At 62.9% G+C, this 22,917-nt stretch carries 16 protein-coding genes; 4 read left to right on the top strand and 12 right to left on the bottom strand.

Going from position 1 to position 22,917, the window contains the following annotated elements:
• The first annotated feature begins 55 nt into the window (after nucleotides 1-55).
• On the top strand, nucleotides 56-1,267 hold the full coding sequence (locus KY459_02710) for a cation:proton antiporter (protein ID MBW3563615.1): 1,212 nt from the start codon (nucleotides 56-58) through the stop codon (nucleotides 1,265-1,267).
• 130 nt (nucleotides 1,268-1,397) lie between these two features.
• On the opposite strand, the gene KY459_02705 is transcribed toward KY459_02710, so the two are convergent.
• The 8 genes from KY459_02705 to KY459_02670 form a co-directional block, all read right to left on the bottom strand.
• The gene (locus tag KY459_02705; GenBank protein ID MBW3563614.1) at nucleotides 1,398-3,410 is read right to left on the bottom strand and encodes a DUF4910 domain-containing protein; all 2,013 of its coding nucleotides are present in this window, start codon (nucleotides 3,408-3,410) and stop codon (nucleotides 1,398-1,400) included.
• A 141-nt stretch (nucleotides 3,411-3,551) separates the two neighbouring features.
• The gene (locus KY459_02700) at nucleotides 3,552-3,887 is read right to left on the bottom strand and encodes a cytochrome c (protein ID MBW3563613.1); all 336 of its coding nucleotides are present in this window, start codon (nucleotides 3,885-3,887) and stop codon (nucleotides 3,552-3,554) included.
• Nucleotides 3,888-3,900: 13 nt separating this feature from the next.
• Nucleotides 3,901-5,352: a glucose dehydrogenase gene (locus tag KY459_02695; protein ID MBW3563612.1), complete on the bottom strand. Its 1,452-nt coding sequence runs from the start codon at nucleotides 5,350-5,352 to the stop codon at nucleotides 3,901-3,903.
• Nucleotides 5,353-5,786: 434 nt separating this feature from the next.
• Nucleotides 5,787-6,938, bottom strand: a complete 1,152-nt coding sequence (locus KY459_02690; GenBank protein ID MBW3563611.1) for a hypothetical protein — start codon at nucleotides 6,936-6,938, stop codon at nucleotides 5,787-5,789.
• 404 nt (nucleotides 6,939-7,342) lie between these two features.
• Entirely contained in the window at nucleotides 7,343-9,430 is a 2,088-nt protein-coding gene (locus tag KY459_02685) for a PAS domain-containing protein (protein ID MBW3563610.1), read from the bottom strand.
• Between the two features lie 4 nt (nucleotides 9,431-9,434).
• Nucleotides 9,435-9,602 carry a hypothetical protein gene (locus KY459_02680; GenBank protein ID MBW3563609.1) on the bottom strand — a complete coding sequence of 56 codons (168 nt, stop codon included), beginning with the start codon at nucleotides 9,600-9,602 and terminating at the stop codon, nucleotides 9,435-9,437.
• Nucleotides 9,603-9,617: 15 nt separating this feature from the next.
• A complete protein-coding gene (locus KY459_02675) occupies nucleotides 9,618-11,903 on the bottom strand; it encodes a protein kinase (GenBank protein ID MBW3563608.1) in 2,286 nt (761 codons plus the stop codon).
• The gene (locus tag KY459_02670) at nucleotides 11,900-12,130 is read right to left on the bottom strand and encodes a hypothetical protein (protein MBW3563607.1); all 231 of its coding nucleotides are present in this window, start codon (nucleotides 12,128-12,130) and stop codon (nucleotides 11,900-11,902) included. Before KY459_02670 ends, KY459_02675 begins: the two co-directional genes overlap by 4 nt.
• Before the next feature lie 343 nt (nucleotides 12,131-12,473).
• On the opposite strand from KY459_02670, the gene KY459_02665 reads away from it, so the two are divergent.
• The gene (locus KY459_02665; GenBank protein ID MBW3563606.1) at nucleotides 12,474-12,926 is read left to right on the top strand and encodes an MgtC/SapB family protein; all 453 of its coding nucleotides are present in this window, start codon (nucleotides 12,474-12,476) and stop codon (nucleotides 12,924-12,926) included.
• Between the two features lie 176 nt (nucleotides 12,927-13,102).
• On the opposite strand, the gene KY459_02660 is transcribed toward KY459_02665, so the two are convergent.
• On the bottom strand, nucleotides 13,103-14,578 hold the full coding sequence (locus KY459_02660; protein MBW3563605.1) for a response regulator: 1,476 nt from the start codon (nucleotides 14,576-14,578) through the stop codon (nucleotides 13,103-13,105).
• A 360-nt stretch (nucleotides 14,579-14,938) separates the two neighbouring features.
• A complete protein-coding gene (locus tag KY459_02655; protein ID MBW3563604.1) occupies nucleotides 14,939-15,766 on the bottom strand; it encodes a cadmium carbonic anhydrase in 828 nt (275 codons plus the stop codon).
• Nucleotides 15,767-15,906: 140 nt separating this feature from the next.
• Between KY459_02655 and KY459_02650 the strand changes: the two genes are divergently transcribed.
• On the top strand, nucleotides 15,907-16,512 hold the full coding sequence (locus KY459_02650) for a hypothetical protein (GenBank protein MBW3563603.1): 606 nt from the start codon (nucleotides 15,907-15,909) through the stop codon (nucleotides 16,510-16,512).
• Between the two features lie 352 nt (nucleotides 16,513-16,864).
• Here the strand turns inward: KY459_02650 and KY459_02645 are convergent, their stop codons facing one another.
• Nucleotides 16,865-16,963 (bottom strand): energy transducer TonB, encoded by a 99-nt coding sequence (locus KY459_02645; protein ID MBW3563602.1) that lies wholly within the window; start codon nucleotides 16,961-16,963, stop codon nucleotides 16,865-16,867.
• An 87-nt stretch (nucleotides 16,964-17,050) separates the two neighbouring features.
• On the opposite strand from KY459_02645, the gene KY459_02640 reads away from it, so the two are divergent.
• Nucleotides 17,051-19,360, top strand: a complete 2,310-nt coding sequence (locus KY459_02640) for a Na-K-Cl cotransporter (GenBank protein MBW3563601.1) — start codon at nucleotides 17,051-17,053, stop codon at nucleotides 19,358-19,360.
• A gap of 169 nt (nucleotides 19,361-19,529) precedes the next feature.
• Here the strand turns inward: KY459_02640 and KY459_02635 are convergent, their stop codons facing one another.
• Nucleotides 19,530-22,688, bottom strand: coding sequence for a right-handed parallel beta-helix repeat-containing protein (locus KY459_02635; protein MBW3563600.1), 3,159 nt, complete (start codon nucleotides 22,686-22,688; stop codon nucleotides 19,530-19,532).
• Nucleotides 22,689-22,917: the final 229 nt, after the last annotated feature.

Genomic DNA, 22,917 nt, shown 5'->3' with positions numbered 1-22,917 from the left:
CTCCCGCTGATGTGCGACAGTAGGAGTCCCGGTGAGCGAGACTTACGACATCTACATGGTGCTGATCGGCATCGCCTTTCTGATGGCGGCGTGGCTTCCGCGCCTGCTCCACGGAAAGCCGATCTCGGTACCGGTCATCTACATCGGCTTTGGGATGGTCGTGTTCGCCCTGCCGCTCGGGCTGCAAATCCCGTCGCCGTTCCGGCACCCTGAGATCGTGGAGCGCGCGACGGAGCTGGTAGTCATCGTCGCGCTGATGGGAGTGGGGCTGAAGCTCGACCGGCGGGTCGGGTGGCGGTCGTGGAGCTCGACCTGGAGACTGCTGGGCATCACCATGCCGCTGTGCATCGCCGCGTTTGCGCTGATCGGCTGGTGGACGCTCGGGCTCTCTCCAGTGGCCGCGATCCTCCTCGGAGCCGTTCTGGCGCCCACCGATCCCGTTCTGGCAGCAGACGTTCAGTCGGCTCCCCCGCTGGAGGGGAGGAGCGGTGAGGTTCGATTCGCCCTCACGTCCGAATCGGGATTGAACGATGGCCTCGCATTTCCGTTCACCAACCTCGCCCTTGCCCTGGCCGCCGCGGGGGCATCGGGCTGGACCTGGTTCGGCAACTGGCTCTGGCACGACCTCATCTACAAGGTAGGCGTCGGACTGTTCGCCGGCATCATGATCGGTCACCTGCTCGCGTGGTTCGTCTTCAAAGTGCGGATGCCATCCCCGCTGGCTCAGAGTGGTGAGGGCATCGCCGCGATCGCCATCACCCTGATCTCGTACGCGGGGACGGAGCTTCTCGGTGGCTACGGCTTCCTCGCCGTCTTCGTCTCCGCCCTGGTCGTTCGCCGCCACGAGGAAAAACACGAGTACCACAGGGAGCTGCATGCGGTCGCATACGACATCGAACGACTGCTGATGGTGATCGTTCTGGTCTATTTCGGCGGCGCACTCGCAACGGGACTTCTGGCATCACTCACATGGAAGAGCGCACTCGTAGGTCTGATCTTCGTCCTCGTCGTCCGTCCGCTGACTGGCCTTCTCGCGATGGCGGGAACCCCCCTGCGCTTCCGCGGGCGTGCAGCGATCGCGTTTTTCGGGATCCGCGGCGTCGGTTCCTTCTATTACCTCTCCTATGCTCTGAACCGGCTGAACCTGCCGGAGGCCGATGTGATCTGGTCGACGGTCGCGTTCGTGGTGCTCATCTCGATCCTCGTCCACGGGATCACCGCCACTCCCGTGATGTGGCGAGTCGAGCCGGAACCCGATCACGGCTAGCCAATCTGCGACCCGGCCCGCAACCATCGAGTTCGGCGGCCGCGAGCCGATGGATGTCGACTGCGGCAACCCGCAAGACTCATCGCGATCCCAGTGTCATACGAGCCGCCGGAGGCGGCGCTCTCCACGGCTATCTTCGGACCACGTCGATCGACTCGAGCGCGTCGAGGTACTCGGCGACGGCCTCGAAGGGAACGGGGCCGTAAATCGCAGACAGCATGTCTCTAATCTCGCGAACGCTGCGCCGCCCATCGACGAGATTGAGGGCTTCGTACGCATAATCGGCACCCGATCCGCGACGGCCTCCGGCGATTCTCAGCAGCGCCAGATTCGCGGTCTTTTCTTTCCCGTAGTGCGCCTCCAGATAGTCGTAGCCGAAGACGGTCATCGGCCCGGGAAGATCACGGTTTCTACGGTAGACGACGGGAGACGTCTCGCGCGCGCTCCCGGCGAGTGCCGCGGCACCCGTGAGTCGATCGAGCTGGTCCAGGAACTCTTCGGTTTCGGCGCGGGACGCGCTTCCGATCGGTGCGAACGGCTCGATCGATCGGACGAGCTCTCGTTCGTACCAGGAGTGGAAGCGCGTCAGATTCGCGGCTTCGGCCGGATCGACTTCCCCGCGTCGTTCCATCATCGAAGCGGTTCTCCGCACCGCGTTTCGCCCGAGGATCTCGAGCACTTCCGGGACGTCGTCTTCGTCCAGGTTTGCGAGCGCCCATCCGGTCGCCGCCGCGATGAACGCCGCGCGCCGGAGTTTCGTCGGATCGATGTTTGCCGCCGTATCCCACGTGGTGTGGATATATCGGTCGGGCCAGTCATTGAGGTAGACGGCCGGGATGCGAAAGGATCCTTCCGTGTAGATCTGATGGTCGCTCCCCATGGTGAGCTCGACCATCTCGGCACGGAGCGGTTCCTTGCCGCCGGTGCTCTCGACGAGCGGAAAAAGGGGCGTTCCTCCCGCAGCGAGCTCCGCGGTCTGGTCATTGACCCACCGGCCAATCTCCTGTGAGAGGTCGTTTATAAATGAGGGGAGACTCGCCGGTCCCCGGGTGACATGGAAGGTCGCCTTCGTCTCCGGTCCTCCTCCCACCATGTCGAGATGAATGGCGGCGCGAATGTTCGCGGCTATTTCGGGATGGGCGACGAGGAACGCGAGCGTTCCCTCGATCTCCGGCGGCCAGACGAAGCGGATCGTCCGCTTCGGACGCTCCAGCGCGCCGTCGTCGATCAGCTTCGCGAACACGCGTGCGATCTCCAGAAGAGCAGCGCACCCACTCGCGTTGTCGTTCGCGCCGGGACGGGGATGATCGAGATGGCAACTGTAGGCGATCTCTTCGTCGCTCTCGCCGGGAATGGTCGCGGTGAGAACGTCGTAGCCTCCCTCGTCGAGGCCCGCACGAACTTCTGCCTGCAGCGTGATGGTCTCGCCGGCCTCGAGCCTGCGCATCAGAGCGCGCGCTTCCCCGGGTGAGAGCATGAACGCGAAGGTGGGATGTTCGGAGAAGGTATCGAGGTGACCCCAGCGGACGAGCTCCTCGTTTTCCCCCCACCATGCCGTTCTCTGATTCTGCGCCCAGCTCACGATACCGGCAGCACCGTATCGGCCCACGGCCAGATCGGCGATCGCGCCGGGCTGCGAGGACGTCATGACGATCGCTCCCTTAACGTCGCGTCCGGCGTAGTTGCTTTCCGACGTTCCCGCGCCGACGTCAACGAGCCGCGCGGTCAACGCGGCGCTGACGCTGTCCTGTGCGAGCCGCATCGGCATTGCGTCCCAGCTCGCGATCAGCACCTCGCCGTCATCGCGTATCTCGCGGAGCTCGGCGAACTGAGCATTCCACGGAGGACGGGACCGCTGCGTGCCGTAGAAGATTTCGCCGTCCGCGGGGAGCTCCAGGATCTCGACCTCACCGAGCCCGTAGCCGCGCAGGCGCGAATGGAGATCGGCGACCGCGGCCTCGAATCCGTCGCTGCCACGCATCCGGTGATGGACGACGAGCCGCTCGAGGTTCCGCTTCGCCAGCTCTCCCGAAATCTCTTCGGAGAGCGCGTGGACGGTGTCGCGATCGAGCAGAGGCGGGAGGTCGCTGGCACCGAGCGGCGTGGCGAGGAGGGTGGCGAGGAGCAGACGGGTCGCTTGCATGGCCGTGATTGTACGGCGAAGGTGTACGATCGCTGCCGCTTGAAGAGAGCGGACCAGCGAACGTTCACGTCTTCAGTTCACTTTCAGACTGTGCCGCCCTGAACAGAAAATCTGACCGCCAATGAGCGGCCAATCTTCTTCTCATTCATGCCGCAGTTCTTTGAGATACGCGATGATCTGGTCGACTTCCTGATCGCTCAGCACATCCTCGTCGAAGGCGGGCATGGCTCCCAGACCCTGCCGAATCTGGAACTTCATCAGCCAGGAAGGGAGAGGTTTGTTGTTGATGGCGGGGCCGAGTCCTCCCTCTCCGTTGGGGTGGCATTGATGACAGGTGCGCATGAACGCGACCTGTCCCGCTCTCTGCTCCGCCTTGAGCTCCATCGGACCGGTGATCGGGAGGCCTCGTCGCGCGGAGCCGCAGTGGATGAGCGCAACGGACATGAGCAGGATGAGTGCGGCTATGAATCTCTTCATCGGATTTCTTCCTTCATCTTCGGGTGATCTTCCAGAGGACTCCGGTTTCTCTCTTCGGAGAAGGACCTCTGTCGCTCACGGTCATGACTCCGAAATCCACGACGTACATGGCGTTCCCAGAAGGATGGAATCGAACGGCTACCGGCCGTTCGAGTCCGCCCGTACCAAGCATCGAAGCCGGTCCGTTGTGCTCGCCCCGATTGACCGCAAAATCTTCGATGACACCGGTCCCCGGGTCGACCCTCACGACCTTGAATCCCGCGGGGTTGAGAACTTTCCCTACACCGGGAGCCATGTCACCGAATTGCGCCACGTAGATGAGACCGCGCGGGCCGAATCGCCCGCTGCCGTCGAAATCGAGTCCATTCGAGGAGGAGTGAACGGCGAATTTCGCGGCGGCTTTCGGCGGATCATTCGGCCACTCCTTCATCAGCCGCACCAGGTCGTCCTTTCCGGGTGGGGCAAAGGAGCCAGCCATCGGAATGTGTGCGAAGTAGTCGGGCCAGCCGTGCCATTTCCCCGGCTGGACTTCGCGAAGAAGATCGCCGGTCCCGAACACGGGCCTGCTTCCACGATCATCGTAGCTGTTCTCAGTCACGAACAGCCGTCCGTCCGGCGAAAAGGCGAGTCCGAAAGGATTTCTCAGTCCCCATGCGACCAGTTCGAGATTCGATCCGTCGGGACGGACACGCAGGATCGCGCCGTTGCACGGAATCCTCCCGCGGATCACCTGGCCGTCGCGGGTCGCGGTGCCGAACGGGACGAATGCTCCGGTCGAGACGTCGGCCGGGCCGGCTCCCCGGAGCGGATTCCGAGTCGTGTAATTCTTCCCCGTCAGTGTGATGTCGCGGCACGGGATGTCGTGGAACTCCGGATAGCGATGAAGCCAGCCGAACTGCGCGCTATCGAGCCCGACGACGCCGGAGTTCGTCGCGGTTCCCTGGCCGAAGTAGATCCGGCCGTCAGGGCCGACGGCGGGGCCGTTGGTGTGATGATCCCCGAGGCTCGGGAGGTTCTCGACGATCGGCGTCACCTCCCCGGCCGGGGTGATTCTCAGAATCCGTCCCCCCTCGCGCTGACCACCCTCGGCGACGAAAAAGGCACCGTCGTGGTACGCGACTCCGTTCCACGGACCGTTGTTGTCGCCTCTCGCAACCTCCGTCACGGAGCCATCGCCCGCGACACGAAGCAGCCTGGGCGTGTCCCAGACCTCTCCGTACGAGTATCCGGACTCGACGACGTAGGGCGTCCCCGCGGCATCAAACGCGACGCCAGTCGGAAATGTGAAGCCTTCCGCAACCGGCTCGATCCTGTATCCATCGGGGAGCGCGACGTCGCTCGGAGTGATCCGCCTCGTTTCATCGAATGACGTCTGGCCACCACCGTGCGAACCGCGCATCGAAAAGCAGCCTGCGGCGAGAAGGGGAAGGAGTACGAGTACGAGAATTGAGTGACGACGGTGCACGGCAACTCCTTTGGTCTTCGATTCGTGGAGTAGCATGAGCCGTGCCCGCAGCAGACGCCTGAAGCAGTTGAAGCCGGGTGACGATGCTCTGTCATTGGAGTCTGCCAACCCGCAGCGGGCGGGTGAGACGTGCGACCTCATCGGTGAGATTGCGGGATCGATCGGCTTCCGGCGAAATACCTCGAAGCCCTCCTGCGATGCGCGGTTATTTGTCGCGCGGTCATTCGATCAGAAAAGAAGGACAGGATCGGCGGTCGGTCTTCGTTTCTCACCGGGATTCACCAGCCGTCGATCGTTGAGGTATCCGAATGCAAAACTCCAATGGAGGCGATCGGACCTGAAACCGATATTCAACAGAAATGCGAATCTCGAAACGGAGACAGAAGGAAGGAAAAAGGCGCCCCGGAATTCCGAGGCGCCCGTGAGAGAACTTCTTACGGCGCTGCGTACTCGATCGCGTGACCGCGCACGACGCTGCCGCTCAGGGTGGTGAAGTTGATCGAGGCGAAATTGACCGCGTTGAACATCAGTGTGCAGGGCGAGAGATCGCTCGGTCCGGTGCTGGAAAGACTTCCCTCGACGCAGTTCGCGTAGTGGTGATGCGCGCCCATCAGATGGCCGATCTCGTGCGCCATCACCTCCGCGGTGGCGTCGACGTTCGGATTGAAGCCCATGCTGTTGAGCGTTCCGGTCGTTCCGCTCTCCGGATCCTCGATGTGCCGGATGTCGCTGAGGACGAAGAAGGAGTTCTCGTCCCACCGGATGCCGCCGATGCAGTCGGCCTGACCGACCACCGTGGCCCCACCCGCCGTCGACTGCATCGTCTTCGTCGTGAAGACGCCGACCAGGTCGATCCCGTTGGGCGGCACTCCTCCGACCGTTGCCTTGGCGTCGGAGATCAGATCACTCGAGACTGTCGAGGTGTACGAAACTTTGCGCGTCCGCTTCAGCACCAGATTGATGCCGAGAGGTGCATACGAGTCGGCCGCTCTCGCCATGATCTCTTCGGCAACGGCCGAATCGGTCCCATCGAGAAGCAGCATCACGGAAAGCTCCACGACCTGACCAGTGTCGACGACACTGAGAGTATCGGGCACCAGTTCCAGGCAATCGTTGTTTTCGACGTCGATCATCTGTTCTCTGGTCTTCATCGCGACTCCGCTGTAGCGCGACCCTGAAGTCACGAACCAGGGCTGGATCCTCACCTCATAATACGAAGAGCCGGTGTTCTCGATGACGACGGACTCGAACCCGTCACTGCTCGCTTCGCTGTTGAGCAGCACCCCCTGATCGTCATAGACGAACAGGTCGTAGTCGTCCTCCTCATACCCCTCCTGAGGCGCGATCGCGATCAGGACACGCTGGATCGACGGCGACGATATTGTCAGGCGGAAGTGATCGCAGACCGGGTCGTCTTCGCCCGTGCACAAGGTGGGATTGGAGACGAAAAACTCGCCGGACCACGTCACTTCGTCGGTGGAACTGGAGAGATCTCCGCTCTCGGGAGTCGCACCGTAAACCATGGTAAGCGGCAGCAGCAGGGCCAGCACAGACAGAGATAATTTTCGGATCGACAGGAATCTCATGACGTTCCTCCTCGAAATGGCAGTCAACACCTTAGGTGGTAATGCTACCGCCAAAACAGGAAATACGCCAGGGACCCATCGATGTGAACAGCGTCCGGCGGAGCCGGTCCTTTTGATCACGAAGGAGAATCAGAACTTTCCGCCGTAGTCGAGGCTGATCGCGGTCCGGTCCCTGCTGGTGGTCTACAAAACTCTGCGCTGTGTAGCCCTGACCACTCTTTTCGCTTTTCCCCTTCACGCCATCCGAAGACCCGATGAGATGACTGGGAGGGACGATTCTCACGGTTGTGAGGACCTGAGCCGCGCAAGTTCGACATGAGTCGGCTCGCCACCGACGAGGGTCGGGACGACGAAGGACGGGAGTGGCTCCCGCCGAGGCTCATTCCTGCACCTCCCGGCGCGGCTCAGTCCCGAACGAGGTGATGCGGGCGGGTGAGACGCGCGATCTCATGTGCGAGATCGACGGGATCGATCGGTTTCTGGCGAAACACTTCGAAGCCTGCTTCGAGAATTCGTGTCTGCTCGTGATGGCGTCCGAAGACGGTCAGAGCGAGCGCCGGCATCGAATGGCCAGCTTCACGGATCTCTGCGAGGAATGAGCAACCATCCCCATCGGGCAGTGCGATGTCGCATATGAGGACATCCGGCTGCCAGACGTGAACTGCTTCCCGGGCCGTTGCGATCGTCGTACAGCAGCGGACCTCGGCTCCGCAGTGCTGGAGTGCCTTTGCCAGGACCGTGCGGTTGTCGAGCTCGTCCTCGACGAGCATGATTCTGGCGCCATCGAGCCGAGGCAGCTCTGCGGTGCGGCTCGACCGGTCGCGTCCGATGAAGTCCGCTCCGCTCGAGGGCTCCTGCAAAGGGAGCCGGACGACGAAGACCGCTCCTTTGCCCTCTCCCTCGCTCCTCGCCTCGATCTGTCCCTCATGCAGTTCGACCAGATGACGCGCGATGGCGAGTCCGAGTCCGAGTCCGCTCCGCCGCTCGAGTTGATCCTCGCCCTGACGGAAGCGATCGAAGATGTGAGGGAGCAGCGAGGGTGCGATGCCCCGTCCGGTATCGCTGATCTCGATCTGCGCTGACGAGTCGTCGCGGCTGATCCTCACTCTCACGCCTCCCCCTTCGGGAGTGAACTTGATCGCGTTGCCCAGCAGATTGCTGATGACCTGCTGGAGGCGCGCCGGATCAACCTTTGCTGGATAGCGCTCCTCATCCTCCTCGAAAGAGAGGACGATCTCTTTTGCCTGCGCCCCGGGACGCGCCATCTGCACCGCCTCGCTGACGATCGTTCTCAGGTCGACATCGCGCCGATCGAGCCGCAGCTTTCCTGCCGCGATTCTCGATTCGTCGAGGAGGTCTTCGATGAGGGCCGCCTGGGCGCGGGTGCTTCGGTCGAGAGCATCCAGAGCCTCCCGGTGAGTCTCCTCGTCGAGATCACCGAGGGAGAGCATGCGAGTCCAGCCGAGAATCGATGTCATCGGCGTACGAAGCTCGTGCGAGATGACCGCGATGAACTCGTCCTTGGCCCGGTCTGCTTCGCGAAGCTGCTCGGCGAGTGCTTCGACCGAGTGCCGGGCCTCGACCTGCTCGGTGACGTCGAATCCGAAGAGAACGACTCCTTCGTTCCGTCCGTCGACGCCGGCCATCGGCTGGTAGACGAAGGTGAAAATGGCAGGCTCGGAGTGCGCGTCGTCTTCACGTCGCAGGGACAGCTCCTTGCCGACGAAGGTCTCGCCGCTCGCGAGCACGCGGTCGAGCGGTTCGATCAAAACGTCACTCTTGGGGAGGGCCTCCCGAATGGGGCGGTCGAGGATCTCTCTAGTCCCCACGAGCTGCTTGAACATCGGATTGGCGAACTCTACCGTGTGGGAGGGGCCCCGCACCACACAGACGGCGGCGGGAGCGTTCATCAGGAGCAGGTAGAGATTGGCTCGGGAGATGAGACCGAGGTTCCTGCTCGCCACGAACCCGCGGAGCTTCGCTTCCTCCAGTTCCCGGTTGCGCAGATCGAGCTCGATGCGTGTCTTCTCAACGGACGAGAGCAGCTCGACGTGCGCCTTCTCCTGTTCCCGTCTCTGCTGGTCGAGACGAATGAGCTCGGTGACGTCTTCGACGCGGTGAATGATGTGGGTCAACCTGCCATCGATGAACACGGGTGCATTCATCGGGCTCCAGTAACGCACTTCGAACCCGCCGCCTTCGGTATCGGGGCGACGGATGTCGTACTTCTGCACCGCCATCGTGTGTGGCGCGCCGGTCGCGAGTACCGTCTCGAGGGACGAGCGCAGATTCCGCTCCCCTGTAGCCGCAGGATCATCGGGGTTGTCGGGAAAGACGTCGAAGAGATTCCTGCCGACGATGGACTCGCGCTCGGTCATCGTCGCGGCGAGATAGGCGTCGCTCACGGCAACGATCTCGAGGTCGGGTTCGAGAACGAGAAAGAGGCCCGGCGCCGACTCGAAGAATGCGCGGAAATCCAGCGCCGATGGCATAACACTACAAATGGAGTGCAATGAATGCGCCCGACTGGTTGGGACCGATCGGCGTCCCCGTCCGCTCCAGCTCCGAGCGAACCTGTCCGTATTCAATCGCGTAATCGAGATCGAGAGAGGCCGAATTTTCCAGCAGCCAGGCCGGATTCAACCCGAACGTGATCGTGCGCACGGTGATGAAGCCGTCTCACCCCTTGCTGGAGGAGCGATTGAGGTACGACACGAATGAGTCGTGGCCTGCCCGGGCTTCTTCGAGCAGGAGCGAAAACTCCGCCAGACCGCGGATACTGCCGATCAGCGGATCGCGCTGCAGATTCCGGTAGCAGAAGTAGCCGCCGCGAATCGCACTGCGGATCATCGCGACCGCACGTTCCACTTCGCCGCAATGAGCCATCAAGGCTCCGTCGAGATACGACGACTCCGGATCTCTGGCGACTCGGATGTTCGTCTCGACGTACTCCTCGGCGCGCCGTGCGATTTCGGAGCGAGACCGTCCCTCGAGAAACGCCGCGACCAATCGCGCCGGCCAGGCCGGATCGGGTGCGAGGCTCCGGGCAACCGCCAGCGCATCATCGACTGCTCCTTTGTGCAGGAGGATGTGCAGGCGCGTGTTCTCGGCCCATGCCGTTCCTGATCGCAGCTCCAGGAAGTCCAGCGCCCGATCGTACTCCTGCAGGGCGAGGTAGGTCAGAGCAGCATGAGCGGTCCGCGGATCCCGGTCGAGTCGCAAAGCGCTTTCGGAATGTTCCGCGGACTCGCGATGGAGTCCCGCGAAACGGAGCACATATGCCATGGCGTTGTGAGCCGGCACAGCATCCGGACGCCGTGCCAGCAGCTCTCTCGCTACATCGATCGCACCGAACAGGTCGCCCTTTTCGACCCAGTGAAAGATGAGCCCGGAGGTCGCCGACAGCAGTTCCGGGTCGAGCGCGATCGCACGCAGATACGCGCGCTGCGACAAGTCGTAAGCCTCGCTCCCTCCGTGCCCGTAACTGCCATTCAGGTGATGTCGCAGCCCGAGATTGCTCCAGGCTGGAGCGAACGAGGAGTCGATGGCGACCCCTTTTTCCAGCATTTCGATTGCTTCCTTGTTAGGTGCGACGTTCTCGGCAAGGGCGAGCGACCGGAGATAGAGATCATACGCCTCGGGATTTCTTGCGCGTGTCGCATCAGCGCCGGTGCCGGCTCGCAGGCCGAGGGATGGGAGGAGCTCACCCCTGATACGGCTCGCGACCTCGGTGTCGATCTGCTCCATCTCGCTTCGCTTCACACGCAGAGCCGATGCCCACAGAAGCTGATCACTGTCGACGTCGATCACCTCCAGAGTCACGCGGATATTGACGGGATCGGCGATGAAGTGTCCGCTGACGACGAGATCCACTCGAAGCTCGAGTCCCGCGTTGCGAGGGATCGTTCCGGTGCTGAGATATCTTCGCGTGCTGGAAAGAGGCCGGACGTTGAGCGATCGGATCCTGCTGAGAAAAGTTGCCACAGCGTCGGGAAGAGCCGTGGAAAGATAGGCGTACTCCTCGGCACCGGTCGCATTCTCGAACGGAAGGAGAGCCACCGACCTGGGAGGTCGTTCGATGTTTCTGCGTACCGTCACCTGATCGGGCGACGTCTCCCGCCCTTCCGGACGGGCTCCGACGGTTTGGAGGTCCGAAAGGAGCTCGAGGGCCGATTGATAGCGGTCGGCCGGATCTTTTTCGAGGCACCTCAGGATGATTGCTTCGAAAGTCCCACTGATTCGGGCACCGCGAGAGGCGGGCGTGGGCGGAGCTTCCATGGCGATTGCGCGAATCATTTCCGTAACCGTTTTCCGCTGGAATGGAGGATGTCCGGTGGCGAGCTCGTAGAGGACCTGGCCGACGGCATGGATGTCGGTGCGTCCGTCGAGAATTGTGCCTTCCAGCTGCTCCGGCGCCATGTAACAGATCGTCCCGGTGATCGCGCCGGCCTGCGACAACAACACCCCGGTGGGATCGTCAGCAGACGTCCGGTTCTCGAAGATTTTTGCAAGTCCGAAGTCGAGGATCTTCAGCCTGCCATCCGGGGTCATTCGCAGATTGGCCGGTTTCAGATCCCGGTGGATGATTCCGAGCGAATGCGCCGCGGCAAGCCCTGAACAAAGCTGCTCCGCCCATTCCACGATCCGGATCTCACTGAAAGGTCCATCCTGGACGAGATCCGCCAGAGTCTGCCCAGGGACGAGCTCCATGACGAGAAACGCAAGATCATCCACTGTCTCGAAATCGTGAATGGTGGTGATGTTAGGGTGGTTCAGTTTCGAAAGAAGCGAAGCTTCCCGCTGCAATCGCAGTCGGGCATTCTTGTCCTCTGACAGAGCCGGAGCGAGCAGTTTGATTGCGACGAACCGATCGAGTCGCTCATCATGCGCCCTGTAGACGACGCCCATCCCACCCTCTCCCAGTTTTTCGACGATCCGGTACCGCGACAGACGTTGTCCGATCACCCCGTCTTACTACCGCGATGGACCCGTCGTTTCCACGGAGATCTTTCGATCGGAGACGTGTACGAGAGTTTGATCATCGATCGCGTCTCCGTAAGTTCCTGCCGGCTCCCGGTCTGATGCCGATCGAGCTTCTCATCGAGCAAAGAGCCGCTTCGAGAATACGGTCGATCTTTCCGGTCGGCCGCTTCCGCGAGCACGTCGAGGTGCCGCCCGAGATCCTCATCCATGCGCGTCGATTGTAATACGAACGGACGGGTCGCGATCACTTCGAGCATATGGATGAACCTCGTCGGGAAGTCGGGGTCACACCTGGAAAATCAACTTAACGTCGATCGAATACCCTTCAGAGATCTTCGGAACTGCCGTCGCAGCGTTCCAGCTCTTCTCGGCATTCACCAGTTCGCCAAAGCGATTCTGGCTGTGACCCCAACCTTCCCTCACGGTGTAGCCGGCAAGTTTAGATTCGAGGTGTGACCCCAACTTTACCCTCGAGCGTAACGAGCACCGGCACATTGATAGAATCCAGGCAATCGCGCCAGTAGACTCCGGTCGAGCGAGAGGGAGGATCGAATGGATCTCGGGCCGTACGTGACAGCGGAGCTGAAACTTCTGCTACCGATCATGGTGGCAGCCGTGTTTTCGGGTTTGATCGGTTACGAACGGGAACGGGCGGAAAAAGCCGCGGGACTTCGGACTCACATCCTGGTGGGCGTGACCTCCGCGCTGTTTGTAGCGCTGGCCGCTCTATGGGTCGACTTCGAGCTCGAATCCGCCATCATGCGACTTCAGGTCGATCCGATCCGTGCGATTCACGCGATCGCGATTGGAGTCGGATTTCTTGGCTCGGGGATCGTCTTCGTGGACGAATCGAAGCCGCGCGGCCTCACGACGGCGGCCTCGGTCTGGGCGACGGCCGCAGTCGGCTCCGCGTGTGGTTACTCGCGATATGTTCTCGCGGCGGGTGTGACGCTCATCGTCTTCGTGACCCTGCGCTATCTCAGAAAATTCGACCTGGGCAAGTGAGATTGCGGGCGGCCGTCCGTCCGTCTGACGACGAGCCTCTGTACGAAAGCTTGTCGAGAAGTGGGTCACAGCCATAAAGTCAACTTAACTTCCCGCGGCCTCGCCTTCACGAGTTCGTCAAGCTGCGTTACTGGCTGTGACCTCAACTTCCAGGGGAGCTTTAATTGGAAGGCTCTTCATCCCCTCAATGCATCGTTCAGCACCGAGATCAGACTGTCGAGCTCGAAAGGCTTCCCGACGAATGAGGTGTGCGGCTTCCGGAGGAGCTCTCCCAGTCTCTGCTGGTCGGCGTGCCCCGTCGCAAAAACGATCGGTATATCGCTGTCGGTGCTCCGAATCTGCTGAAACACTTCCTCCCCCTCGATATCGGGGAGGCCGATGTCCAGAATGATCGCATCGAAGGCATCGGAACGTGCCCTTTCCACCCCCTCGATGCCGGTGGAGGCACGCTCCAGTTCGACGTCGCCCATCTCGAACAGAACCCGTAGTCCTTCAGCGATCATGTCTTCGTCTTCGATGAGAAGAACCCGACGGATCCGCTCGTCGAGTCGCGAGTCACCACGGGGTTTTCTTAGCTCCGGCCGGGCAGTCGAGAGAGGGATGAAAGCGTGAAAGGTGGCACCGTGGCCTGGCCGGCTTTCCACGAACAGATATCCCTCGTGCGCGGTGATGATCTGTCGCGTAACGGAAAGTCCCAGACCAGTTCCGTGAACCTTGCCAGTCGTGAAGAGCGGCTCGAAGATCTTTCCATGGAGCTCCGGGTCGATGCCGACTCCGGTGTCGGACACCGCGAGATGCAGCATCGATTTCGGATCGGGGACATGACCGAAGCTCCAGCTGGCCTGACGTGCTCGTTGGGCGACGATGTGCATCTCACCCCCCTCCGGCATGGCCTGAATCGCGTTCGAGACCAGATTGACCAGAATCTGCTGGAGCTGCTCGAGGTTTCCGGTGACCCAAAGATCCTCATCCGGAAGAGAAAGGTCGAGATGGATTGATTCAGGAGTGATCGCCCGGATCTCGGGAAGCTGCGCCCCCAACCATGCGAGTACCCGCACGGGGCCCAGTAGCTTCTGCTGCCCACGAGTGAATCGGAGAACCTGATCAGTGACATTTTTTCCGCGTCGGATCGACGCGCCGATCTGATTTGCCGCGCTGGAGAGCTGCTCCGGATCGGACGATCGTTTGATCACCTCCACGAATGGCTGGATTCCCATCAGCACGTTGTTGAACTCGTGTGCCATCGACGATGCGACCCGCCCCAGCGCAGCGATCCGCTCGCTCTCCTCGTACTGCCGTCTCAGATAACGCGCCTCTGTGACATCACGATAATTCGATATGACAATCTCGTTTCCGTCGGGATCGCGCGCAGGACTCAGCACAGTCTCGATGAGACGCCACGAGCCGCTCTTGTGGCGGTATCGAAGCTCGAATGGATGGCTGGTCGCCTCCTGGCGAACCACCTCAGCGAAACGACTCTCCACATCGGGCCGGTCTTCGGGATGGACGAGCTCGAAGACGTTCCTTCCAGTCGTCTCCCAATTCGGGCAACGGTTGGACTTTTTTCTCTCACCGAGGGATGGTCTCGCTATGGCTCGACCGCCCAGACTCGAACATCGTGGCGCTCTCTGGCACGTGACCTCGCGCGGCAACAACCGCGAGATGATCTTCTCACGATGATGATGACCACGAGTCATTCTCCCGGCATCGTTGCAAGCGTCGTCGCGTCTGACAACCAGCCTCTGTACGAGCGCTTGTCGAGCGTCGATCTCGTCAGGTGTGCATGGGCCCGCAGCCCGAAAAGCGCGGCGATGTCGCGGAGAGGCTCGGAACGTTTTCCACAGCTCGACAACCCGATCGTCGCTGGTTCGGTCTCGGGATTCGTTCCTCTGTTTTCGCCGTCCCGTCGCAATACCTCGCGCAGTCTGACTCTACCACCCGGGACCGGGCACCTACGCAGGTCTGGCGACCTGATCGGCTCGGCTGCTTCGCCCTTCGCGAGACGATGAAAGTTACCTGATCGGTGCCAGCAGCGCAGGATCGGTCACGAGCTCGCGGACGCCGTGAGCGTGGTCCTCCATGAACGGATTCGAAAGGCACCACGTGCCGAGTGAGTTGATGTCGAGCCTGGCACATTCCGGTCTGACGCTCCACGAGACCTGGAGGGGCGAACATTGTTCATTCGAATAGCTCGGACCGGTCGTCGACCCGAGGAAGGTTACGGGTGTGCCGGTCCCTGTGGGAAGCGATGCGGCCTGGTGATAGACGCCGGTCCTGGAGCCGGTGTAGCCGAAGTCGGTGAAGTCCAGGGCGGAAGGATCATTCACCAGTGTGAACACCTGCGTTTCGACTCTGAGGTCCGGATTGGCGCACGTGTCGTTGAGACAGGCGCCGAGGCCTTCCCCCGGGGCGACGTCGCAGGATGAGTAGACCCAGTGGACCTCGATGGTGTCGCCGGGCTGGAGACCTGAACAAACGTCGGTCGCGGGCCGCCTCAGTTCGGCGGCAGTCAGAGTTTCGCTGATCGCACAGCGAAACCCACCATCGCTGTTCTCGGCAGGAATTGCGAATGCTTTCGATCGATGCTCGGCGCTCTTATGAAAATGGATGTTGCAGAGGTTCATTCGTTCATAATCGGGTGCAAAGGAAGAAACGATCGGATTCTGTCCGCGTCGATTGTCGATGTCACGCGGTGTCTGTGGGCCGAATCCTTCACACGTCGCAACGATAGCAGCCTCGTCAGGAGGCGGAATCAGATGATCGTCGGCACGATCTGCTGTGGTGCACGACGCGACGATCATAGGTGCCACTGAAATGAAACCGAGAGCCCATTCTTTCATTGATCAATCCTCCTTTGTGGTTCCGTACGAGACATTTTCGAAGCAGGCCGACCACCGCGGTGGTCCGGCTGTCGTCTTTGCTCTTGCGAGCTCCGTTCCGGTCGCCATCACGGAATGAACCTCGCACTCACCGTTAAAACATGAATGCACTGAAGAGCAGATTCTCACTGATCGCAACGTTCGTGCTGGTTGCGAGCGCAGCCTGCACGGCGAATCAGACGACCATCGAGCCGGACGTGCCCGATGAGCCCGTAGCGTCGGTCTCGAAAACGAGTGGCGCACCGGGCGAGATGGTGACGGTCACCGGCCAGGGCTTTCCACCCGATACGGAAGTCATCATCGGAGCCGGACCACCTCGGTCGGAGTACGACGTGATCGAGCGTGGGCGTACCGATGAGACCGGTCGTATCGAACGACAGGTCGCGATCCCGCGGTCCGCCACATCGAGCGATTCGTATCTCTTCGTCGTCGCCACACCGGACGCTCGCATCAAGGCATTGTCCTCTCCCCTCGCGGTGACCGGAGGATCGAACGACGGCGACACGATCACCGTCACCGGGCAAATCACCGACGAAGGCGTCGAATGTCTCGCCATGCGAACCGAGGATGGAACGCTCTACACCCTCGGGTCCTCGAATGAAGAGCTCACGCCGGGAGATCGAGTACGGGTCACCGGATCGATCGCCGAGATGTCTTTCTGTATGCAGGGCACGACCCTGAACGTGACCACCCTCGAGCGGCTGTAGCGACCGCCACGATCACCTCCCCCTCTAAGTCAGTGATGAGCAGCCGGACGGGAGTCAGCTCAGCATGGAGCGTAAGGATGACCAGTGTCACGATGGCCGTCCCTGGAAGAGGGCCGGCCGCCTCCTCCCAACCGTTCATTCTGAGCCGCGGAGCAGACTTTCACATGAACTGTCCTTTTTTTAATATGAACTGTCTTCTTGTGATCATGAACCGCCCAAATCGAGCACGAACCGTCCGCATCGAGCATGAACCAGCAGGAGAGCGAGACTCCCGCCGAGCCGATCTTCGGAGGGCAACCGAAAGAAGAATCGGGAGGGGGAGAACGGACTCCTGAGAACGGCGGGCCGGCTATCAGGGAACGTTGAAGCTGACCGTGGTACGGAAGATCACGTCCACCGGCTCTCCGTCCAGTCCGTCCAGGGTTCCCGGATTGAAACGCCACCGTTTCACGGCGTTCAGTGCATGACGTCGTGGTGATGGTCATGGTCGGCCGCGACGTCCTGCATCCGGCGTGAAACGCGCAAAAGGGAGAGGGTCATGGCCAAAGAAGAAGAGGGCATGCGCGGCGAAGGCGAGGCGGGCGACGACATCGAGCGCCAGGCGCCGGATGGAGCGGAAGAGGCCAAGGACATCCAGCGCCAGGCCGAGGAGCACGAGCAGGCGCAGGCGAGCAAGTTCGGTACGTTCGCCGGAGTGTTCACGCCGACGCTGCTCACCATACTCGGCGTCATCATGTTCCTGCGCCTGGGCTGGGTCACCGGCAATGCAGGCCTGGGCGGCGCCTGGGCGATCATCGGCATCGCTTTCGTCATCACCGGTTTCACGGCGCTGTCGATGTCGAGCTTCGTCACCAACATCCGGGTCGGCGCCGGCGGCGCGTTCTCCATGATCTCGCAGTCGCTCGGCCTGGAGGTCGGTGGTGCCCTCGGCGTGCCGCTGTTCGTTGCGCAGGCGCTCGGCGTCGTCATGTACGTCTTTGGCTTTCGCGCTGGCTGGGAATGGGCGGCGCAGTCAATGGGAGTGCCGGGACTGCCGTCGATAGCGATCGACCTGATCGTCTTCGGCCTCATCCTGGGCCTGACGCTGATCAGCACACGATTCGCGATGCGCATACAGTTTCTCATCGTGGCGATCATCGTCGCGTCGATCGCCTCGGTGGCGATCGCGGCATTTACGGCCCCGATGGACAACCCGGTCGTATGGTGGGGCGAGTTCGAGGGCGCGCCGGAAGAAAATTTCACGGGCACCACCTTCTGGGTTGTCTTCGCGGTCTTCTTCCCCGCGGCGACCGGCATCATGGCCGGCGCCAACATGTCCGGAGATCTCAAGAACCCGCGCCGCGCCATTCCGACGGGCACATTGGCGGCGGTGGCCATCAGCTTCGTCATCTACCTGGCGCTGGCCTGGTGGATGATGCGCGCCATTCCGCACGACGAGCTGTTGACCAATTACACGGCGATGATCGACTACGCCTTCTGGGGTCCAGCCGTGCTCGCCGGCCTGCTGGCGGCGACCTTCTCCTCGGCGCTCGCTTCCTTCGTTGGTGCGCCCCGCATCCTGCAGGCGCTGGCCGTGCACCGTATCGTTCCCGCTGGCGGATGGCTGGCGCGCACCACCAGCGGCAACGAACCGCGCCACGCCGCCTGGGTGACGTCCCTGATCGTCATCGCCGGCCTCATGCTGCGCGACCTGAACGCGATTGCACCGCTGATCACCATGTTCTTCCTGCTCACCTACGCGACGATCAATCTCGTCGTGCTGATCGAGCAGCGCCTGCGGCTGTTGAGCTACCGGCCGCTGCTGAAAGTGCCCACTTTCGTGCCATTCATGGGCCTGGCCGGCTGCCTGCTGGTGATGTTCATCGTCAACCCAGTGTTCAGCCTCGTCGCTCTGGTGCTCGTCGTCGCATTGTATTTCGTGCTCGTCCACCGCACGCTGGCGGCGCCGATGGGCGACGTGCGCAGCGGCCTGTTCACCGCGCTTGCCGAGTGGGCCGCCAAGCGCGTGCGCCTTGCGCGCGGCACGGCGGAGCGGGCCTGGAAACCAAACCTGCTGGTGCCGATCGAGGACCCGAGCCGGTTGCACGGCCAGTTCGAACTGCTGCATCACCTGACGCACCCGATGGGCTCGCTCAAGCTGCTGGGCATGGCTCCGGAGCGGGAGGTCGAACACGTGGAGGCGCAACTGCTGGACTCCGTGCGCGCTTTCCAGGAGCGCGGCGTCTTTGCAATGGCGACGGTGCTGCGCTCCGAGCGCTTCCAGGACGACGTGCGTACGGGGATGGAGGTGCTCGCCGGAGCCTTCTTCCGCCCCAACGTGCTGTTCCTGCAGCTGCCAAAAGACCGCGAGACGCACGCTGCGCTCGACGAGCTGATGTCCGAGGCAAGGCGCCACCGCATGGGCGTAGTGTTGTTCGTCGAGCACGAGACGGCGCGTCTCGGGCGGCGCGAGCGCGTCAACCTGTGGCTGCCAGACCAGGGGCCGGAGTGGAAGCTCGACATGGAATTCGAGAACCTGGATCTCGCCATCCTGCTCGCCTACCGGCTAACCGACAGCTGGAACGGCGCGCTCAACGTCATCGCGGCGGTCGAGGACACGGCGCACGAGGAGCGCGCGCAGGAGTTCCTTGTCCGCCTGGTCGACCTGGCGCGCCTGCCGGCCGCGACCAGCGTGCACGTCGCCGACGGCGAGTTCGGCCGCTACGCCAGCCAGGCCCCGCACGCCGACATCAACGTCTTCCCGCTGCCGAGCGAGTTCGACACCGACCTGCTCTGGCATTTACGCGACGCCACCGGCGCCACCTGCCTGTTCATGCGCGACGGCGGCGAGGAGAGTGCGCTGGCTTAATGCCCATCCCCCCGCGGGGAGGCGGCGACGGTCTTCGCTATTCGGACTCGACAGAGATACGGGAGGCGCGGGGATGAATCATGATCCAGAACTTCCATAGCTCGCCACAACGACGGCCGTCGGCGCAACCTCATGCACCGAGGAGTGAAAGTGGACGATCTTCCACCCATCATCCGTCCTCGCCCACAGCTTGGTGACCACCTCCCTCTTGAACGTCCGGCTGGAGCCGATCGGTTTCCGTCGGGACCGAACCATCCCCGCGCTGCGGAGCACCCGTGAAATCCGCCTGGTACACGCCAGCCGGCGTGGCGACGAAGACCTGTCCGTCCGGCGTCGTCGCGAAGTCCTGCGACGAGGGCGAAGGCAAGCCTGCGCTCACGTCGACCCAGGTTGCGCCCCCGTCCGGGCTGTAGAACACGCCGTCCCAGAAGGTGCCGGCGAGAATGCCCCCGGCCGGGAGGCAGGCGATCGACGTGAAGGTGATGTAGCCCGCCTGCTGCGCTTCGGCGCGCAAGTCCTCGGTGATCGGGGTCCACGTGCGGCCGTCGTCGGTGCTCCGGAGCAACCCTCGCGCGAACGTGCCGGCGATCAGGGCATCGCCACAGGCGGTCAAATGTCCGACCTGCGCTTCGTTCACCGCTCGCCAGGACTCTCCCTCGCTCCAGCGCCAGGTCCCGTCCGGGGCCGTGAGGAAGCGGGCGCCGGCCGGGCTCGCGAAAAGGGCCATGCGCGGCGGGGCCGGGAGATCCACGACCTCCCACGTCCGGCCCCCGTCGGCAGACGTATAGGCGGCCTTCCCCCTGACGACCGCGTACAGCCGACTTCGGCAGCCCATGGTGACGGCGAATACCTGACCGTCCTCGCCCGGGATCGGGCGGATCTCCCATGACTGGCCCTGATCCGACGAAACCAGCACCCCGCCCTCGCCCGCCAGGTACAGGTCGCCGCGCGAATCCGCGGCCAGGCTCCACGGATTGGGGGGCGCCGAGCCCTCGGGCCGCGGCGTCTCGACCCAGCTCCGCCCACGGTCGGTCGAGCGAAACAGGCTTCTCACCGACAGCGCGTACAGGAGACCCTTGTCATCGAAGAGAAGGGAAGTCGGCTCCCAGTTCCGGAGTCCGGCGGAGCGGTGGTTCCACGTCCGACCGTCGGCGGAGTGGAAGACCCCGAGCTCGTAGGCTCCGGCGAACAGACCGTCCGGGGTCTCGAGCAGCGACAGGAGCCACACGTCCTGGAGTCGGGCGGGCTGCCAGCTGCCCCCTTCATCCAGGCGGAAGGCCCCTCTTCCGCCGCCGTGCACCACATTGCCCGTGGCGGCGAACACCACTCCGTCCCGAACAACGAGGTCCTGAACGGAGGTGCCCGGGGGCAGTCCCTCCGTCGGCTGCCAGGATCGCCCGCCATCCGCGGAACGCGCTACGCCGCCGCCGGGGGTTCGGGAGAGGCGTGACCCCATCGCGGCATAGAGATGTCCTCCCGCGGCCACCACCTTCAACACGGGAGCCTCCGATGGAAGCGATGCCATGCGGGACCAGGTAGCCCCTCCGTCCTCGGAGCGGAACAGCCCCCGGCGCGTGCCGGCGAAGAGCAGCCCGGGGCGGGGCAGACTGAGGGAGTAGACCTCCTCGGCCCCGAGGCCCGCTGCGACCCAGGTCCGGCCGTCATCGGAGGAACGGAAGACGCCGGTGGGCTCGTCCTCTACCGCGCGCCGAACCGCCGCGTAGATCCGACCGTCGGCATCCTGGACAAGGCCTTGGGTGTAGATGTTCCGCTCGAACCCGACCGGTGACCATGTCCGCCCCCCATCGTCCGAGCGGAGAATGCCCTGGCGGTACGTGCCCACGAGCAGCGCGCCCTCGGCCGTCGGGAGCACGCGTGAGATCAGGCGACTCGCGGGACCCCGCAGCTGCCACGAGGTCCCGAGATCTTCGGATGCGAACAGCCCCGCCCTCGTGCTGGCGAACAGCGTGCCGTCCGCATAGGCCAGAGCAAATACTCTGGCCCCGTCCGGTGAGGCGACAGGTCGCCACTCCGGGTGCGCCGGCTCCGCCGCTGCGGGCGTGGCGCTCGAGCCGGTCACGCGGTTGCCGCGCCCCAGGTCCCGCACGGAGTCGCTCGCGCTCGCGGTGACCACGCGATTCCGATCACCCTCGATCACGATGGCGTACGACGCCACGTCCTCGAAGGTGTTGCCGACGATCTCGTTGTCGTCGCTGCCGTGGGAGATCCAGATACCGGAGCCGTTCGCATCGGTGCCGGGCGGTGGGAGATACAGCGTGTGGCCCGGATACGTCTCCCGTAGTCGTACCCCGGTGATGGTGTTGTCGACGATCCGGTTGCCCGCTGCCCCGTATAGCTGGATGGCAGGGCCCGAACCCCCGATGATCCGGTTCCCTTCGATGACGTTGCCTGAAATGCGGGGCGCTGCGGCGTCACTCTCCGCACCGGAACCCTCGGCCGCAAGGTCGTTCAGCGCCAGCGCCAATCCGTAGACGATGCGGCTGTCATCCGGCGCCGGAACCGAACTCCACTCGGGCACACGCGCGGGCGTCACGGCGATCCAGTTATTCCGGATCACATTCCCTTCACAGCTCGTGTCCGCCTCCCGAACGCGGATCTCAATCCCGATGAGCGCCCCTTCGATCCGATTGCCGGCGACCACGTTGCGGCCACAGACGGTTGGCAGCGTGTCCCCGGCTTCCCGGTCGCGGGGAAAGATCCGGACGGCTTCGTCCGGGAAGCCGGCAATCGGCACCCGCTCTGGCTCGGGCACGGAAAAGTGGTTGTCGAGTACGTGGGCCGTGGCGCCGAAGATATTGACCGCGTGATAGTTGTTGATGAAGCGGTTGTTACGGATGACCGATGGCTCCGGCCAGTCGCCGTGGAGGACAATACCTTTCCCGGTCCGGAAGGTGTTGTTCATGATCCGATCGCCGCCTTCGGTGCGGTGCGCTCGGTGATCGCCCGTCTCCCACTGCAGGCCGAGATAGAGCCCGGTGAAGGCGTATTCGAAGGTGAGATCGTGCACCGACTGATGCCCTGCGAGCAGCCGGAGACCTTCGCAATTCTCCGACAGCTCCGGGAGGCCGTAGGTCGCGAATTCGTCCGGATCGCAGCCGCGTAGCGTGGTGCCCTGGGGGTGGCCGCGTAGGGTGAGCCGCGCCACCTGGATCCGGATGCCTGCGCCGATCAGGTACGTCCCCGGCGCGAACTGGATGGTGCCACCGGGCTCAACCTGTTCCAGAGCGGCCTGGATGCTCGCGCGGTCCGTCGCCTTCTTGCCGGTCGGAGAGGCGACGTGCACAACTCCCCCAGTAGCGCTGGGCATGGCCGACGCAGAATCCGAAACATTCCGCTGAACGGGGGCGCCGCAGCTGGCGCACAGCAGCGCGGACAACGAAACCACAGCGAGTGAGAGAAACGAGATAGGGGCCACACCTTCGTTTTTCGGTTCGACACGCATTTTCGGGCTCAAAAGCATTCTACTCCTGGTGGAGAAGTGTCACGAAAGTTTCCATTCCGAGGGAGAAAAGCAACCACTCCCGGCAACGGTTGGA

This window comes from Acidobacteriota bacterium (genome assembly GCA_019347945.1).
Classification (GTDB): Bacteria; Acidobacteriota; Thermoanaerobaculia; order Gp7-AA8; family JAHWKK01; genus JAHWKK01.
This window is presented reverse-complemented; position numbering and strand designations above follow the sequence as displayed.

What these genes read in the sequence shown, in the direction of transcription:
- KY459_02710 (MBW3563615.1), top strand. Translation starts at nt 56, where the DNA reads ATGGTGCTGATCGGCATCGCCTTTCTGATGGCGGCGTGGCTTCCGCGC.
- KY459_02705 (MBW3563614.1), bottom strand. Translation starts at nt 3,410, where the DNA reads ATGCAAGCGACCCGTCTGCTCCTCGCCACCCTCCTCGCCACGCCGCTC.
- KY459_02700 (MBW3563613.1), bottom strand. Translation starts at nt 3,887, where the DNA reads ATGAAGAGATTCATAGCCGCACTCATCCTGCTCATGTCCGTTGCGCTC.
- KY459_02690 (MBW3563611.1), bottom strand. Translation starts at nt 6,938, where the DNA reads ATGAGATTCCTGTCGATCCGAAAATTATCTCTGTCTGTGCTGGCCCTG.
- KY459_02685 (MBW3563610.1), bottom strand. Translation starts at nt 9,430, where the DNA reads ATGCCATCGGCGCTGGATTTCCGCGCATTCTTCGAGTCGGCGCCGGGC.
- KY459_02670 (MBW3563607.1), bottom strand. Translation starts at nt 12,130, where the DNA reads ATGGATGAGGATCTCGGGCGGCACCTCGACGTGCTCGCGGAAGCGGCC.
- KY459_02665 (MBW3563606.1), top strand. Translation starts at nt 12,474, where the DNA reads ATGGATCTCGGGCCGTACGTGACAGCGGAGCTGAAACTTCTGCTACCG.
- KY459_02655 (MBW3563604.1), bottom strand. Translation starts at nt 15,766, where the DNA reads ATGAAAGAATGGGCTCTCGGTTTCATTTCAGTGGCACCTATGATCGTC.
- KY459_02650 (MBW3563603.1), top strand. Translation starts at nt 15,907, where the DNA reads ATGAATGCACTGAAGAGCAGATTCTCACTGATCGCAACGTTCGTGCTG.
- KY459_02640 (MBW3563601.1), top strand. Translation starts at nt 17,051, where the DNA reads ATGGCCAAAGAAGAAGAGGGCATGCGCGGCGAAGGCGAGGCGGGCGAC.
- KY459_02635 (MBW3563600.1), bottom strand. Translation starts at nt 22,688, where the DNA reads ATGCCCAGCGCTACTGGGGGAGTTGTGCACGTCGCCTCTCCGACCGGC.